Raw genomic sequence first — 15,360 nt, forward strand, 5'->3', positions numbered from 1 at the left:
CACGGCATCCTCCCTAGATAACTGCTCCAAAAAACTTAAATCACTGGACCCACTCGATCGGAAACGTGAATTTTCCAAGCCGTTCCTCTAGTCGCGGGCGGAAACTCCCAGCCTGTATATGCGCGACGAGTCCTCGACGACTGTCTTGTTGCATGTCGACCGAAACACCCGAAATACCTGCCAGTTCAGATTCTTGCTGAATAACCCAGGCAATTTCGCGCTGTAACAGGGCCGGCTTGAAAATCTTACCGACAGGTGTTAGCGGCAAGGCGTCCATAATCTCGATACGCTTCGGCAATGCCGCGCGCTCGTTAATGGTCCTTGAGGCGAATTCGATAAGTTCCTCATGGGTGCATAGCATCCCGGGCTTGAGTTGCACATAAGCGACGGGGACTTCACCCGCGTGGGCGTCTGGACAACCTATAGCCGCTGAAAGCGCCACCGCCGGGTGGGTCTGCAAGGCTTCTTCAATCTGTTTCGGGTCAATGTTGTGGCCACCGCGAATAATCAATTCCTTCTTACGCCCGGTCAGCCAGAAATACCCCTGCGCGTCCTGACGCCCAAGGTCCCCGGTGTTTAACCATCGTTTACCCTCGATGGTGAGCCAAATACTTTTGTTGTGGCTGTCATCCAAATAGCCGGCGAATACATTAGGGCCATGAATCGCGATAACACCTACTTCATCATCCCCTGCGTTACGCACGTACTGTCCGTCATCGTCCAGAACCACAGCACGCATATGTTGGTACGGCAGGCGCAGACCAATGGAGCCAACCCGGCGCTCGCCGTCCGCTGGGTTGATGGAAGACACACAGGCGCCCTCGGTCAGACCGTAGCCCTCAAGAATCCGAACACCTATTCGCTCCTCGAACTGGCGGAACAACTCCACCGGCATAGGCGCCGCGCCGCACAATGCGTATTGCAGGCTGGAAAGATCGCGCCCCTCGACCGACTGCTGGAGAAGCGCCGAAAACACAGTGGGCACACCAGAAAAGAAATTGATACCGAAATGCTCGACCAAATCCCAGAAGTGCTTGATCAAACCCTCGCCGCGATATCCCTGAGGAGTACCTATGATTACTCGATCACCGTGGGTCCAAGGCATCAGGCCGGTCACCAGTTGGCCGTTTACATGGAACAGGGGTAAGCCACAGAAAATCACCTGCCCCTTTGCCCTGGGCTGCATATTGGCCGCCATTGCCCACGCGTTGAAGACTTCCGCCCCATGGGTACGGATGGCGATCTTCGGCAGTCCTGTGGTGCCTCCTGTGCAGAAATAAGACGAAGGCTCATCGGGATGAATTTGCCGACCGCTTTTCAGATAGTGACCTGGCTGTTTGCTCATCAACTTGCGCAAGCCGTGAATCTTTCGTCCCGGATGAAGACGCCGTTCTCTCATCGCCATCCAACGCAAAATGCCACCGGGGACGATGCCCACATAGGGTTCCATGCCAACCCAAACGATATGTTCGATGCAGGGCAGACTGTGCAACTGGCTGGAGACTTTCTGCCAAAGGTCCGCTCCGGGAGTCGGGGCCAACGTCACGACCACCTTCACAGTGGCTGCGCGTAACAACTCGGCAATCTGAACCGACTCAAGCAGCGGATTGATTGCCAAGACAACGCCTGCCGCCTCCCCGCCCCAGATGGTGAAGTGGGTTTCCGGCAGGTTCGGCAAGAGGAAAGCCACTACATCCCGAGGCCCAATGCCCAACTGATGAAAAACGTTGGCTGCCCGAGTGATGTCAGCGAACAGCTCGTCATAGGTCCAATCGTGGGTCTGATGGTAGGCCTTGGCGTCGAGGAAAAAGCTGAGCGCCGGCGCGCGACCGTTGGCCTTCGCACACTGTTGCAAGGCCGTGTAGCTGCTGTGCGGAAGCTCCCGTGCAGCGAGCGGAGTCCGTTCCATGGCTTCAATATCCGCGAGATTTTCGACGGCCATCAGGCTCCCTCCACCACGACATTGCGCTGGGTTCCCAAATCGATCACACCATCGGCGCTACGAATCGTGGCCTCCACCACGTCACCCACTTTGAGGTAGAAATCCTTGCGTGCTTCCTGGGCCTTCGAGAACGCCTTCCACTTCACCGATTCAGACAAAAATGCGGCGGCCAGGCGTTGCTTCGTCGGCGATGGGATCGCGAGTGCGCAACCAGCAGGTGTCCCCGTGGCGATCAAGTCGCCGGCGCAAAAATCATGCACAACTGAGAGTTCGGTCAACGTCTCCGCAGCCCCATAAACCATGTTGGCGGTACTGTCGGATTGACGAGCCTCACCATTGACCGTTAGGCGCAACTGCAATTGCTGCAGATATTTCATGTCTTTTGCGTCGAGCAAGCACAGGTGCGGTCCGATCGGACCGAAAGTGCGGAAGCTCTTACCTTTGTAAAATTGCATCTGGGGAATCTGGATGTCGCGGGCCGAGTAATCATTAACGATGACCAGGCCGGCCACATACTCGTGCAGATTGTGCGCCCCAACGTTCACAGGACCAGTGATCTCCCGGGCGAGGATGAGCCCAAGCTCGATCTCATAGTCCAGGAACCGCACTTGCCTCGGCTTTATCAGTTCGCTGTCGGCCGCGACGATGCAACTCGTGGCCTTGGTGAAGATCATGTTGTAGAGCTTCACATCGGGGTCCATGCCCGACTCGATCATGTGCTGTCGATAATTGGCCCCCTGACAAACGAACTGCTGGTTGCGTGTCACCGGAGATAGCAGCCGTACCTGGCTTAGCTCTACCTCAGCGCCCTGAAGGCGGGACAGTTGCTCCAGCGAGACCTGCCGGATCAGATCACCTGTGGTTTCGAAATGATCGGGAATGGGGGTAATACGCCCCTGGCGTATCACCCCCCAGAGGTTTTCGTTCTGATACTCGAAGCGGACTACGTTGACGGACATGGATGCAGCTCCTGGTGCAACAAGGCGCCGCACGCTGGCGGCAATTTTCGGTTGTTGTTCTGCTTTGGCCCTGTGTCGCGGCAACAGGCTCACCCCTCCCAGAACGATCCCGGCCTTGAGAAGGAGTCGGCGGTTCAGTGAAGGCATTGCAGTCCCCTCAGCCGAACAGTCGCTTAAGCAACAATAATTTTCGCCACGTTAGATCTGGGCTGTATCTGAGGTTGCGCAGCAGAGCCTTGAAGCTCGCCAAATTCATCGCTGGCTTTGTGAAGCTCCTCGGCATCCGTTGCCCCCACTGCGACATTGCCTCGGCACTGACCTTATGCAGTCCCATGGGACGGTCCGACGTGAAAAGGTCGCCGTCGCAGTAGTGCTCATGCTTATTGCCCCAAGGGTCTTGCCAATAGTCGAAAATCTGGCTGCCGAGAATGTGTCGACCAATGCCCCAGGCATGCTTCCAGCCGCGCTCCTGCAGAATTCGCTGCCCCATTCCCACCGCATCGGCATCCACCAACTCGAATGCGCTATGGCTGTAGGCAGCCATGAATCCCTGGGCCAGCGCCAAGGTGTGGTGGTCGGCGGGCTCATCCCCCAGATCAAGACGCATGAACGCCACCACCGGAGACCCATCCGGAAGAACCTGGACGTCACTGGGAATGAAGCCAAAATGGCGCGTATACCAAGCACATGTCGCCTGGTAGTCGGCGAGCTCAAGCACGATATGGCCAAGCCTGACCACTTCAGGTGGGGCAACTGGAGGCCGTTGGGTCGTGTTGATGCGTGGGGACACATCCACGAGATTCACCGGCAAGGCAGAGCGACGGACAATAGGCTCACAGGGAAGACGGCCATGAACCGCTTCAACCAGAAACCCGGACGGATCAGTCAGACGGACGCACAGCCCTCCGCCGGGACCTTCCAGCATTTCTATCTCTGAGGCACCAGGTAACCGAGCTACCCGTTCAAGATCTTCGCGTGATGACAACTCCAGCGCGAAGCCGATGAAGCGCGCCTGACGTGCACGCTCCACCCGGTAACAGTAAGGAGTCGCCTCAGTGCCTCGCATGTAGAGCCGTTCAGCATCGCGATGCGCGGTCTGCAAGCCGAAATCAAGTAAAAAGCGCTCGGCCAGATCCAGGTCAGGACGTGCAAAGATCAAATAGGCAAGCGCCCGCGCCCTCACCGTTGGGGAAGGATGGCGGGCGGGCTGCTTCGTCACGAGACATAGCTGATGGGTGCCTTGTTTCATTATTGTTTTTCTCCACGACTCTTATCAGCAAAACCGACGCCGCCCCGCTCACTTGAGCCTCAGCGAACTCTTTGAAAATTCATACCTCGCAGGACAAAGCAGGCAACTTTCTGGTTGCCAGCTCTCGAGCCTCCAACTCGGAAACCCCCAGCGCCCGCAAAAGCAGCTCAGCTGTTTCGCTACCCGCTCCTCGCCAGGTATCCACACCTTCCCGAACCATGAACATCGCTCCCAGGGTTGCCCCGGCGATCAACGAAATCACACTGGCGCTCTGAGACCGACCGAACTCATAACGCCCCTCCTCCAATCCCCTACGCACACCCATAGAAAAATGGCTTAGGAACAGCTCACGCAGCGATACATCGCCCAGGGCGAACCGACTTATGAAAGAGCCCCACTGCCGGTCAACGTGGGCGTGATAAATGAAGATCCGAACGCAATTGGCCAGACACTCCGCCGGATCCTCCGGCGCTAAAAAGCTGCTGCTGAGATGCTTTTGCATCTCTCTACCCTGCTGGCTGGCGACCCGCTCGAACAGGTCTTCGACCCCACCCACCTCGCTGTGAACGGTCGCCCTCGAAACACCTGCGGCACGGGCAAGATCGCTGATGCCGATCTGGGTGATCCCCTTTTCGGCGAATAAACAGGCGGCAGCGTTGTAGATGCGACGTTGTATCGGAGTCATCTGTACCACAGCCTCTTGATTCAACCAGCCAACGCACAAATTGAACACTAACGTTCATTTATCGTCAACTCGTTTTTATTTTTACCACATCTGTCGCATAATCCTCCAATCTGAACACTTGTGTTCAGTTTTGTCCGGATCAGGCCTCAATGACCGCGATCCTTCTGTCCATTGAAAACATAGGCCCCGTATCTCGGGGTAATAAAAAAGGACCGGCATGAACCTTCCACTCGCTCATTCCCTACCCGCTACAGTCGATGTCCTCATCGTCGGTAATGGCCCAGTTGGCGCTTCGATTGCAGCGCTGCTAGGCCGGTATGGCATCAATACTCTGGTGGTTGACAAGACCCATGACGTACTGCTGATGCCACGCGCCATCGCCCTGGACAACGAAGCGTTGCGAATTTTGCAGTTGGCCGGTCTGGAGGAAGGCGCTTTCGAAAAGATTGTGATTGCGCAAGTGCGCATGCACTGCCCGTTTGTTGGCCAGTTTGGTCAGGCCAACACCAGGGGTAGCCTCGATGGACATCCAAAGCTGGTGACCTTCTACCAGCCGGATCTGGAGCGCACCGTACGCGACCAGTACCAACGCTTCGAAAACGTGACCAGCTTCGGTGGGCTGGAGCTACTTAACCTGATACAGGATGCGGAAGGCGTCGAAGCCGAATTGCTCGCCGAGGACGGACACATCCGACGAATAAAAGCGCGATACCTGGTTGGCGCGGATGGGGCAAGTTCGAAAGTCCGCAGCTTGATAGGGCAAGACTTCCAAGGTCGTAGCTACGCCGAAGATTGGTTGATCGTTGATACGCGAGGACGAGAAAACGTCGCAATCGATCATGTCGAATTCCTTTGCGATCATCGCAGACCAACACCCCATATGCCTGCGCCGGGAGGGCGTGAGCGTTGGGAGTTCATGCTCAAAGGGGGGGAAACCCGCGAGCAGATGGAAGATGCTGGACGCATCGCCAGGCTTTTGGAAAAGTGGATCAAGCCTGATCAATTGGAAATTGAGCGCAAGGCGGTCTATCGCTTTCATGCCAGATGCTGCGAGCGCTTTCAGAAGGATCGGGTTTTCCTGATCGGCGATGCCGCGCATATTACTCCCCCCTTTGTTGGCCAGGGCCTGGTTGCTGGCCTACGGGACTCCGCCAACCTGGCCTGGAAGCTGGCGTGGGTGCTTAAGGGGCGCGCCGGGTCGGGCATTTTGGACAGCTATGATCAAGAACGCCGACCCCATGCCAAGGAAATGATTGCCCTTGCCAAACTGATGGGGCGCCTGGTGATGCCGGGCAACGCACCCACCGCTATGCTGGTGCATGGCCTGATGCGCTTGACGCGTCTAATCCCGCCGCTGCGGCGCCACCTCGAGGAGCTCGATATAAAGCCAAAGAACATTTTCAAGCGTGGTTTGTTCATGCCGGCCGGACGAGGTCGACGCTTGCGCCGTGGTGGGTTGTTTCCACAGGGGCTGGTGCGCCAGATGGACGGTTCGATCACTCTCAGCGATGCTGTACTAGGCGACAATCTGGTGTTGATTGGATTAGGCATCGACCCCCGCGCCAGCCTGACGCCAGATATCTGCCAACAATGGGAAAAGCATGGAGGCAGCTACCTGCAGATCGGCCTGCACGGTCAGAAGAGCACCAGCGCAACGCATTTTGTAGAGGATATCGGCCAGGTACTATTGGCCAGCGCCGCTCCAGACTCGTTGGCCGTGGTGCGCCCGGATCGCATTGTGATGCACGAAGGTCCACAGGCTATGGCCCAGCAACTCGTTCAGGAAACCTTGAAACTCTTGGAATCCTGAATTCACCGAAGATGCCGACACGAGGTGTCGGCATCAGCCAGACTTAGTCAGCCCTGGCTAGCCAGCGCCTGTAGGCTCGCGATTGCCGGCGAGTCTTCAATTGGCTGCCCAGCAATGCCAGCAACGGCGAAGCTTTAGGGTCGGCTGGCCGCCCGCTACCGAGCAGCGCGAGTTGTTTCTTGACTATGGCCTGAATGGCGGCGGAAGCATAGGCCTTGTTCTTCCAGGATACGGTAACCGGTGCCACGCTCTGATCACCTCCCTGTCGCCACTGCCTTGGCAAAGTAGGGTCGATGGCCAATGCCGTCGCCATGCCCACCATAGCTACACGTCCCGCCACTACGCGCTCCGCTACACCGCGGCGTCGAATCCCGCCAGTCACCATCAGCGGCATCGTCGCCTTGGTCGCAATACGCTCGGCGAACTCAAGGAAGTACGCCTCCCGGGCGAGAGAACTGCCGTCACGCGCGCGCCCCTGCATGGCGGGGCTTTCGTAGCTTCCACCGGACAACTCGACTAGATCGACACCCAGATCTTTCAGCATGGCCAACACTTGCGCGGCGTCCTCACTGTCGAAACCACCTCGCTGGAAGTCCGCCGAGTTGAGCTTGACTGACACGCAGAACGACGCACCCACTCTGGTGCGTACGCCCTCAACGGTGCGCAACAGGATCCGAGCTCGGTTTTCAAGGCTGCCTCCCCAATGATCCGAGCGGCGATTGGAGAGCGGCGAGAGGAACTGGCTGAACAGGTAGCCGTGAGCAGCATGGATCTGGACTCCGGTGAATCCCGCCTGCTCGGCCAGTTCGGCGGAACGCACATAGCGTTGGATCAACGCTTCGATTTCGACGCAATCGAGTGCTCTTGGTTTGGCAAACAGCTTGCCCAGACCCGGCAGCTCGACAGCCACCTGCGAAGGCGCAACGGCTATCTGTCCGAGGGCCGCCATGAGTTGACGGCCTGGATGATTGATCTGCATCCAGGCCTGGGCGCCATGACTGCGACAGGCGTCGGCCCAGCGACGAAAGCGATCCAGATGACGGTCACTCTCAAGCACGACGCCACAAGGCCCTGTCAGGGCATTGCGGTCCACCATCACATTGCCGGTGATAATCAATCCGGCCCCTCCCTCGGCCCAGGTACGATACAAACGAATCAGTTGCTCGCCAGGAGCATGGTCGGGATCAGCAAGATTCTCTTCCATTGCAGCCTTGGCAATCCGGTTGGGGATCTCCACGCCATTGGGCAACCGCATCGGACTGAAGAGCACACTCATCAGAATCAATCCTTAAGCCGCTGCGCGGCAGCTGAAAGTGGTTTGGTGGCGGTTCGCGCCAGCCATTGCAGGGTGCTTTCCGGCTCGTACACAGGCGCGGCGACCACCGCCTCATCGGAAAGCGCATGGCGCGAAAATAAACGCAACGAATTACCTCGGGTGATGGCTGAATATTCGGCCTTTGACCAGATAGAAGAAGTGGCCAGCGCCTCAAGCTCTTGCCGCATCACCTCCTCCGGGACAGCGAGAAAACCGCTGCCGAACAACACTTGCGAAGGATCAACCAGCTCCTTGAGTACCGCCATCGTGGGGGCACCGGCGGCCAGCGTGGTATCAAAATAAAACCGCCGCAAATAGGTCATTACACCCAGCGGGGCTTTCTCCTGGAATTCTGGCAACGCATTGGCCAGCGAAATTCGCCAAGCGGCATAAGGCAAAAATCCTCCGCCATTGGCCAGAATCCAGCGAATGCGCGGATATCGTTCCATGGTACCGGAGAGGATCAGATTGACCGCAGCCCTCGAGACATCACAGGCGAACTCAAGCATCACCCCCGGGGCCTCCAAGGCCAACAACTCGTTGTTCGGCTGCAGGTTCGGCTGCACGAAGACAGTAGCCTGACGACTGTCCAGCTCGGCCATCAATTCATCGAACTGTGGATCACCTAAAAACTTTCCATCATTGCTGGCAAGCAGCATCACACCATCCGCCTTGAGCGTATCCAGCGCATAAACCGCCTCTGCACAGGCCTGCCCTGTAGCCGGTAGCGGCACTGAGGCGAAGCTTCCATATCTTCCCGGATAACGCTGCTCCAACTCCGCACTGTACTCATTAGCCCGACGAGCCAACTGCGTGGCGGCGCGCGACTCCCCTCGCCATACCCCTGGGGCAGGAAGAGAGAGGATCGCAGTATGAATGTTGCGTTGATCCATCATGGCCAAGGAGTGCGCCTCGGACCATTTCGTCAGGCTCTGGCCGGCATAGTCATTTGGCCATGAGGCTTCGAGGGAGGGTGGCAATAGATGGTGATGCACATCAATGATCCGGGCCGCACTTTCTCGTTTCGCGGCCACAGAGCTGGCCAATCGAATCTCCCTTGTCGCATCATCGCTCGCAGCCACCGCCGGCCGACCCAGCGACAGCCAGGATGCTCCGGTAAGAAGACCGGCTCCGATCACAAAGTTTCGACGCTTCATTTCTTCTTCTCTCAGTCATGCCGATCATCGGCTTCTCATGCGCTCTACAATCGCGCCTACAGGACCGGAGAACGTTCGCTTCATCCGATTCGAAAATGGCTCGTCGACGTAGATAGCCTCGGGAACGGCCTGCTCGCCTTGCTGGCGGTAATGGGGAAACAATTCAAGCGCATTTCCACGATGGATGGCGTAGAGTTGTTGCGCCGACCACATCGGATTTTCCTCAAGGGTCTGGCACTGCAAGGTAGTGATCGGAGCCGGAGCGAAGGGGAAGTCGCTGCCGAAAAGAATGTGTGACGGCTCAACCAAGACCTTCAGGGCAGCCATGGAATAGCGCGACGGTGATAGCGCGGTATCGAAGTAGAAGCGTCTAACGCCGGCCATCACATCCACCGACAGACTCTGGATGGCAGCCAGCTGCACCAACCGCCAAGCGACATAGGGCAGGAAACCGCCGCTGTGAGCAAGAATCCAGCGTATCCGAGGGTACCTGTCCAGCGTTCCTGTGAGGAGAAGATTCACGGCCGCACGGGTTGTGTCGCAGAGGAATTCGACCAAGAACCCCGGTACCTGCATATCCAATTGCTCACTGGTCTTGTGCAGGTTAGGGTGAACGAAGACGACTGCGTCACGATTGTTCAACTCGACCATCAACTCATCGAAACGGGGGTCCCCCAGAAACACGCCATCTGAACTGCCAAAGACCACGACGCCATCAGCCTCTAGCCGGTCCAAGGCATAAGCAGCCTCGATACATGACGCCTCGGTGAACGGCAGCGGCAACAGTGCGAAGCTGCCAAAACGATCAGGATGGTGCGCCGTAAGATCAGCGGCGTACTCGTTGCAAGCGCGAGCCAGTGATGCGGCCTGCCCATTCCCTCCTCCCAGGTGAGCCCCAGGTGTCGTTAGCGACGTTATCGCTCTCTGGATACCATTGACATCCATCACATCCAAAGACTTCTGGGCGGTCCACTTCGGCAGTTGAGCACCGGCATGAGCTTCGAGCCCGTGCCGGTATAGAGCGTCGGAATAGACAGGGGGGATGATATGGTGGTGAACGTCGATTCGGCCTTGCTTGATAGTCATTGTTCTTAATCCTGAGCATGCAATCGTTTAGTTCAGAAAAAGCACCGAGAATCGCTGTCGTAGTAGCCAAAATCCTGCATCGGAATGCCAAGCCGTTGTCTGGAAGTGGTTCGACTCCACGATCACCTACACACCGTCACTGCGCCTGAAACCGACGCTTGCGCTGCCTGGCCCAGAGCCAACGGAAGAGCAGCACCAGCGTCAAGAAGCCCAGGAGAAGTAGCGCTAGACGCGGCAGATAGAAGAACACCATCGAGTTGATCTGCACCTGACGCTTGTAGTCGTAGCCATCCGGCATCGGCAGAACACCGACCTCCGCGCTGTACTTGCGGTATTCCTCCTTGAGTTGCGTGTAGAGCTCCGGCAACTCGTCACGCAGATCTTTCGTCTCGCCAGGGTCACGGCTCAAGTCATAGAGATGCCATTGGTTGTCACCGGCAGAGGGAAGATTGCGCAGCAACTTGTAGTCGCCTTTGAATACCGCCGAATTGCCAGCAAGCTCGTATCCGATGGTTTCATCAGCGGCGTGTACTGATGCACTTTCATCACGTAACAACGTCAATAAGCTGCTGCCGCGCATAACCTCAACTTCTCGTCCGGCATACGTGCCATTGGATAGCTCGATGCCAGCAGCCTCAAGGATGGTCGGCGCGATGTCGGCGATATGAGCAAGGGCGCGAGTGGTGTGAGGACGAAGACCTTTTATGGCCCCGCCAATGATCAACGGGACACGAAGTCCCCCTTCACTCGCCATGAACTTGTGGCCCGCCAGAGGAGCGTTGGCGACGCTGGCCCAGTTGGGACCGATGGCCGTCCAGGTGCCTTTATCACCCATCCGCTCATAGCTTTGGTCGTACTGCCAGTCCAACCATTTTCGGACAATTGCACTGGCATAGGGATCGGTGGCGGACCCACCATTGTCGGAGAGAAACACAAAAAGGGTATTATCGTACTGCCCGGTGAGTCGGAGGTAATCTATGAGCCGGCCAATCTCATGATCCATCGCCGATGCCATCCCAGCATAGACCTCCATCTTGCGGGCCTCGTAGGCTCGCTGCTGAACCGTCAAGATATTCCAGGCAGGAAGCACTTCTCCACCGGCCTTCGCCTCGCCAGGCAGTAGTCCTAGCGCATTCACTTTTTGTCGCCGCTCATTACGGAGCACATCCCACCCTTGGTCATACCGCCCTTGGTAATGATCACGGAACTGCCTGGGAACCTGGACAGGTGAGTGATTGGCCTGAAAGGCCACATAGGCGAAGAACGGCTTGCCGCTACCCTGTCCTTCTCGAAGGTAGTCAATGGTCTTGTCGACAAAGAAACGGGACGAATAAAAGTCGTCCGGCAGTGATGTCATCTCCCGGCCGTCCTCGTACCAATAGGCCCGGGTTTTCGTAGGAAGGTAGGGTCGCATTTCGAAGTTGTCCGAGCCGCTGTCAGCCTGGATGACCGAACGGTCGAATCCTCTGGCGGGTGGCAGATTTTCGGACGCGTCGCCCAAATGCCATTTACCTGTGACCGAGGTCCGATAGCCCGCATCCTGCAATAACTGGGCAATGGTTACGACTCGCTCGTTCAGCACTCCCTGATACCTGGGATTCCACTTCTGCGACAACGGGGTGGTATCCACCATGTTACCGACACCTGCCAGATGGTGATCCACACCGGTCAGCAAAGTGGCGCGAGTTGGAGCGCAGGAGCCCGTTGCATGGAAATTGCTGAAGCGAACCCCTCCAGAAGCCAACGAATCGATGCTGGGAGTTTCGATCTCGGAACCGAACGCGCCGATATCAGAAAACCCCATGTCATCGACCACCAGCAAAACGATATTCGGCGGCCGGGATACTGAAGTGTCAGAGTGGGCTGCTACGCAGTAGATCAGGGAAAAGCAGCAAGCAAGCAGACGCAGTAACGCGAGGGAGAGCAAGGGCATGGCGTTTTCCAACTGACAGTCGAACCGCAAGAATGCGGAGGTACTGAAAGTAAACACCAAGCAATAAATGAACACAAGTGTTCATTTATTGCCTTTATAGGACATTATCTAAATCCCTTCTTTCATGACAGCCCTTCAGACTGGAGCGAGTGGAGGCAGCTCGACGGTCGCCAGTGCCTGCGCCTCATCCTTGGAGAGTCCTAGAGCTCGCAGCGTCAATTCAGCGATGTCACTGCCGGCATCACGCCAGGTTCGGTGGCCATCACGCACCAGAGTAATGGCTGTGAGTACTGAACCACCAATCATTGCCAGCACCGACATCAACTGTTCCTGACGAACGTCGTAGCGTTTCTGACCTAACCCAGTCATCAGATCCGCCAGTGGCTGTCCAGCCCACATTCCGCGCAAGGATTGTGAGCTCATAGCGTAACGCACGATGAACTTGCCCCAACTTGGCTCTTCATGGGCGCGCCGGATGTAGTAGCGAATACCATTGGCCAGACGCAGCGCAGGATCTACATCCTCCGGTGAGCTGCGCGCAATACGCTGGTCCATTTCTTCGCTTAGACGGGAGGCAACATCCCTGAATAGCCCTTCAACGCTGTCCAGGTGCTTATAAATCGTCCCTCTCGCCACACCTGCGGCCTCGGCGAGCTCACTGATGCTGATTTCTCCAGCACCCTTTTCGGCGAATAGCCGCATAGCGGCTTCATGTATGCGGCGTTGTGCAGCGGTCATAAGGCGATGGCTTCTTTAGAATAACGAGGTTCGAAATTGAACACTTCCGTCCAAAATAAATCAACAGAATGAGGCGTGAACAGACAAATAATCGCAAGGAGCGCGAAACTAACGCGCTCCTCCCGTGAATCAAGAGTATTCACGCAAGAAGATCCGCAATCCCAGTCCCGTACTCAGCAACCAGATCACAGCCAGCACAACTAACAGCGCTAACGCCATCCCGAAGCGCCAACGGCGTCGCTCGCCCCGTAACGCAAGAGCTATCTCCAACCCGCCCAAGCCCATCAATAGCATCAGCGCCGGATTACGCCACGCCGTAAATGTCAGCCCGAGCAGAACAAGCTTGCTTATTCCCAGCCCGACTGAAGTTGGTTGGCCGTATTTCCCCATACTCCCCCGACCTTTCAGCCCGACGGCGAACTGCCAGGTTATTATCGCGAAAGCCAGCAGCACCAACCCTTTAAACAAAGTATGAGCAACCGCAATGGCACCCGGCGGACTATAGATAATTCCATGGTCTTGCTCATAAACGGAATGGGCATTTCGCAGCTCCGCCAGAATCTCAGGATGCTGCCGTGAGAGATCCCGGGTCTCCCCCGGGTCGGTCCGCAGGTCGAATAACTGCCACAACCCCGAGCCAAGCGGCATCGGCGTCTGGACCGCCTTCCAATCTCCGTCGATATATGCGCGGGAACCGTGCATCTCGTAGCCCACTCCATTCAGAGGCTGCAAGCGGGCAGACTGGTCATATAGCAGGGGCAACAGTGACCGCCCTTCAAGAGGTGCAAGCGTATTATTCTCAAGAGCGGGATGCGAGATGCCCACCATTGCCAACACCGTCGGTACAATGTCTCGCACATGGGTAAATGCCGAGACATTGCGTCCGATGATGGGAGCGCCTACAGGTTTGACGATAGCGGGAGTTCGGATCCCCCCCTCGTACACGAAGAACTTGAACATGCTGAAAGCTGCGGTGCTTGCCGTAGCCCAGCCAGCACCTTGGGAAATGAAGGAACCGTTCGCACCACGATTCTCCAGGGAATTGTCAAAGGATTCGTGATAGCTGCGTGTGTGTGTTGAATACACCTTGGTCGGAGCACCGTTGGCCCCGTTATCGCTCATGAACAGAATTAGCGTATTGTCTAACTCGCCCTGGCGCTCTAACAGATCTAGAACTCTGCCAATCTGCTCATCCATGAAATCGATCATCGCTGCGTAGACCTCCATGTCTCTACGGCTATTGGCCCGCTCGCTCTCACTCAGCGAATCCCATCGTGCGACCACTTCGGGCCAGGGGGCCAGCGTGCGCGCCTTGTCGATCAGGCCTAGAGCCTTTAGCTCATTAAAGCGTTTTTCCCGTAAGACCTCGTAACCTGCATCATAGACGCCTCGATACTTGGCGATGTAATCGGACGGCGCTTGAAGCGGATCATGGGGCGCCGTGTAGGCTAAATAGGCAAAGAATGGTTTCTGGCTGTCCCGATCCCTCTCCAACCATTGCACCAACCAATTCGTGTAATCACGCGTTGAATAAAAACCCTCCGGCAACTTGTCGACAACTTCGCCGTTTCGCACATACACCGTAGGCTCGGCAGGATGCAGCGGTCTGGCGTCCGAGTAATGGCTGGCCCCACCGGGCAGGAGTGCGAAAGACTCCTGGAAGCCCCGTTGCGAAGGGCCGTAACGAGGCTCGTCTCCCAAATGCCACTTACCAGACTGATACGTGCGGTACCCATGCCGAGCGAGAACTTCCGCGAGCGTCACGACTCGCTGATTCAGATGTCCTTCATAACCCGGTCGCCCCACCTGATCATCCGACAATACCTGCGAGCCTATGCCTGATAAGTGATTGTCAACGCCGGTCAGAAGCACTGAGCGCGTGGGTGCGCATGTCGGCAGCGTGTGAAAGTTGTTCAGCCTTATGCCAGAGGATGCCAGACGATCAATGTTAGGCGTATGGATATCGCTGCCACCAAACGCCCCTATATCCGTATAGCCCATGTCATCGGCTACGATGATCAGGACATTGGGTGTTCTCACACCAGCCTGTTCGGCGTGCACCATACCTGCCAGAAAAACCAAAACAGCGCCCCAAAAAATCTGCAGGTATAGATTCATGCCACGTCTGATAATGAGCATCAAAAGCCCCTTATTGGATTTTTTTCAGCCCACAGCACGCCATTATGTGGGCCCCTTAAGTCATAACGAGATTGAACAATCGTGTTCATTTGTGAGAGTATATAATCTAAAAGAACACAATTGACAACTTGCATCTCAAATCTAACGGGGCTCGCGTTATTGGCATACTTATTCTGCCGCACAGCCGCGGCGACTCGATATCCGAAAATGGAGTGGAAAGGGACGAACCCAGGCAGATTATTGGCATGAAGGGCCGGAAGGGGAAAAGTCGGGCGAAGCAGGGAATGCCCCGCAGAAATCTAACGCGGATGGCGGTTTCAGTCGCCCTAGTGCGATTGAAGGTGATT

General features: G+C 56.6%; 11 protein-coding genes. 1 reads left to right on the top strand and 10 read right to left on the bottom strand.

Going from position 1 to position 15,360, the window contains the following annotated elements; genetic code table 11:
• Positions 1-40: 40 nt before the first annotated feature.
• The 4 genes from BLT00_RS28230 to BLT00_RS28245 all read right to left on the bottom strand — a co-directional run bounded on the left by BLT00_RS28230 (position 41) and on the right by BLT00_RS28245 (position 4,883).
• Positions 41-1,942, bottom strand: coding sequence for an acyl-CoA synthetase (locus tag BLT00_RS28230; protein WP_092148033.1), 1,902 nt, complete (start codon positions 1,940-1,942; stop codon positions 41-43).
• On the bottom strand, positions 1,942-2,901 hold the full coding sequence (locus tag BLT00_RS28235) for a fumarylacetoacetate hydrolase family protein (protein ID WP_092148036.1): 960 nt from the start codon (positions 2,899-2,901) through the stop codon (positions 1,942-1,944). The genes BLT00_RS28230 and BLT00_RS28235 overlap by 1 nt, the downstream gene beginning before the upstream one ends.
• Before the next feature lie 157 nt (positions 2,902-3,058).
• Entirely contained in the window at positions 3,059-4,150 is a 1,092-nt protein-coding gene (locus BLT00_RS28240) for a VOC family protein (RefSeq protein WP_092148039.1), read from the bottom strand.
• Positions 4,151-4,229: 79 nt separating this feature from the next.
• Positions 4,230-4,883 (bottom strand): TetR/AcrR family transcriptional regulator, encoded by a 654-nt coding sequence (locus BLT00_RS28245; protein ID WP_371856968.1) that lies wholly within the window; start codon positions 4,881-4,883, stop codon positions 4,230-4,232.
• Between the two features lie 169 nt (positions 4,884-5,052).
• On the opposite strand from BLT00_RS28245, the gene BLT00_RS28250 reads away from it, so the two are divergent.
• On the top strand, positions 5,053-6,645 hold the full coding sequence (locus BLT00_RS28250) for a bifunctional 3-(3-hydroxy-phenyl)propionate/3-hydroxycinnamic acid hydroxylase (RefSeq protein ID WP_092148042.1): 1,593 nt from the start codon (positions 5,053-5,055) through the stop codon (positions 6,643-6,645).
• Between the two features lie 43 nt (positions 6,646-6,688).
• Here BLT00_RS28250 and BLT00_RS28255 read toward each other — a convergent pair whose 3' ends face one another.
• The 6 genes from BLT00_RS28255 to BLT00_RS28280 all read right to left on the bottom strand — a co-directional run bounded on the left by BLT00_RS28255 (position 6,689) and on the right by BLT00_RS28280 (position 15,013).
• Positions 6,689-7,921: an NADH:flavin oxidoreductase/NADH oxidase family protein gene (locus BLT00_RS28255; RefSeq protein WP_092148045.1), complete on the bottom strand. Its 1,233-nt coding sequence runs from the start codon at positions 7,919-7,921 to the stop codon at positions 6,689-6,691.
• A gap of 5 nt (positions 7,922-7,926) precedes the next feature.
• On the bottom strand, positions 7,927-9,117 hold the full coding sequence (locus BLT00_RS28260) for an amidohydrolase family protein (protein WP_092148048.1): 1,191 nt from the start codon (positions 9,115-9,117) through the stop codon (positions 7,927-7,929).
• 24 nt (positions 9,118-9,141) lie between these two features.
• Positions 9,142-10,203 carry an amidohydrolase family protein gene (locus BLT00_RS28265; RefSeq protein WP_092148051.1) on the bottom strand — a complete coding sequence of 354 codons (1,062 nt, stop codon included), beginning with the start codon at positions 10,201-10,203 and terminating at the stop codon, positions 9,142-9,144.
• A 136-nt stretch (positions 10,204-10,339) separates the two neighbouring features.
• Entirely contained in the window at positions 10,340-12,136 is a 1,797-nt protein-coding gene (locus tag BLT00_RS28270; RefSeq protein ID WP_092148194.1) for an arylsulfatase, read from the bottom strand.
• A 135-nt stretch (positions 12,137-12,271) separates the two neighbouring features.
• Complete coding sequence (locus BLT00_RS28275; protein ID WP_092148054.1) at positions 12,272-12,874, bottom strand: TetR/AcrR family transcriptional regulator; 603 nt, start codon at positions 12,872-12,874, stop codon at positions 12,272-12,274.
• A gap of 129 nt (positions 12,875-13,003) precedes the next feature.
• A complete protein-coding gene (locus tag BLT00_RS28280) occupies positions 13,004-15,013 on the bottom strand; it encodes an arylsulfatase (RefSeq protein WP_092148057.1) in 2,010 nt (669 codons plus the stop codon).
• Positions 15,014-15,360 lie beyond the last annotated feature (347 nt).

Source organism: Pseudomonas sp. NFACC51, assembly GCF_900103575.1.
In the GTDB taxonomy this organism is placed as follows: domain Bacteria; phylum Pseudomonadota; class Gammaproteobacteria; order Pseudomonadales; family Pseudomonadaceae; genus Aquipseudomonas; species Aquipseudomonas fluorescens_Q.

Coding starts and splice junctions, on each gene's coding strand:
- BLT00_RS28230 (WP_092148033.1), bottom strand. CDS start 1,942: ATGGCCGTCGAAAATCTCGCGGATATTGAAGCCATGGAACGGACTCCG.
- BLT00_RS28235 (WP_092148036.1), bottom strand. CDS start 2,901: ATGTCCGTCAACGTAGTCCGCTTCGAGTATCAGAACGAAAACCTCTGG.
- BLT00_RS28240 (WP_092148039.1), bottom strand. CDS start 4,150: ATGAAACAAGGCACCCATCAGCTATGTCTCGTGACGAAGCAGCCCGCC.
- BLT00_RS28250 (WP_092148042.1), top strand. CDS start 5,053: ATGAACCTTCCACTCGCTCATTCCCTACCCGCTACAGTCGATGTCCTC.
- BLT00_RS28255 (WP_092148045.1), bottom strand. CDS start 7,921: ATGAGTGTGCTCTTCAGTCCGATGCGGTTGCCCAATGGCGTGGAGATC.
- BLT00_RS28260 (WP_092148048.1), bottom strand. CDS start 9,117: ATGAAGCGTCGAAACTTTGTGATCGGAGCCGGTCTTCTTACCGGAGCA.
- BLT00_RS28265 (WP_092148051.1), bottom strand. CDS start 10,203: ATGACTATCAAGCAAGGCCGAATCGACGTTCACCACCATATCATCCCC.
- BLT00_RS28270 (WP_092148194.1), bottom strand. CDS start 12,136: ATGCCCTTGCTCTCCCTCGCGTTACTGCGTCTGCTTGCTTGCTGCTTT.
- BLT00_RS28275 (WP_092148054.1), bottom strand. CDS start 12,874: ATGACCGCTGCACAACGCCGCATACATGAAGCCGCTATGCGGCTATTC.
- BLT00_RS28280 (WP_092148057.1), bottom strand. CDS start 15,013: ATGCTCATTATCAGACGTGGCATGAATCTATACCTGCAGATTTTTTGG.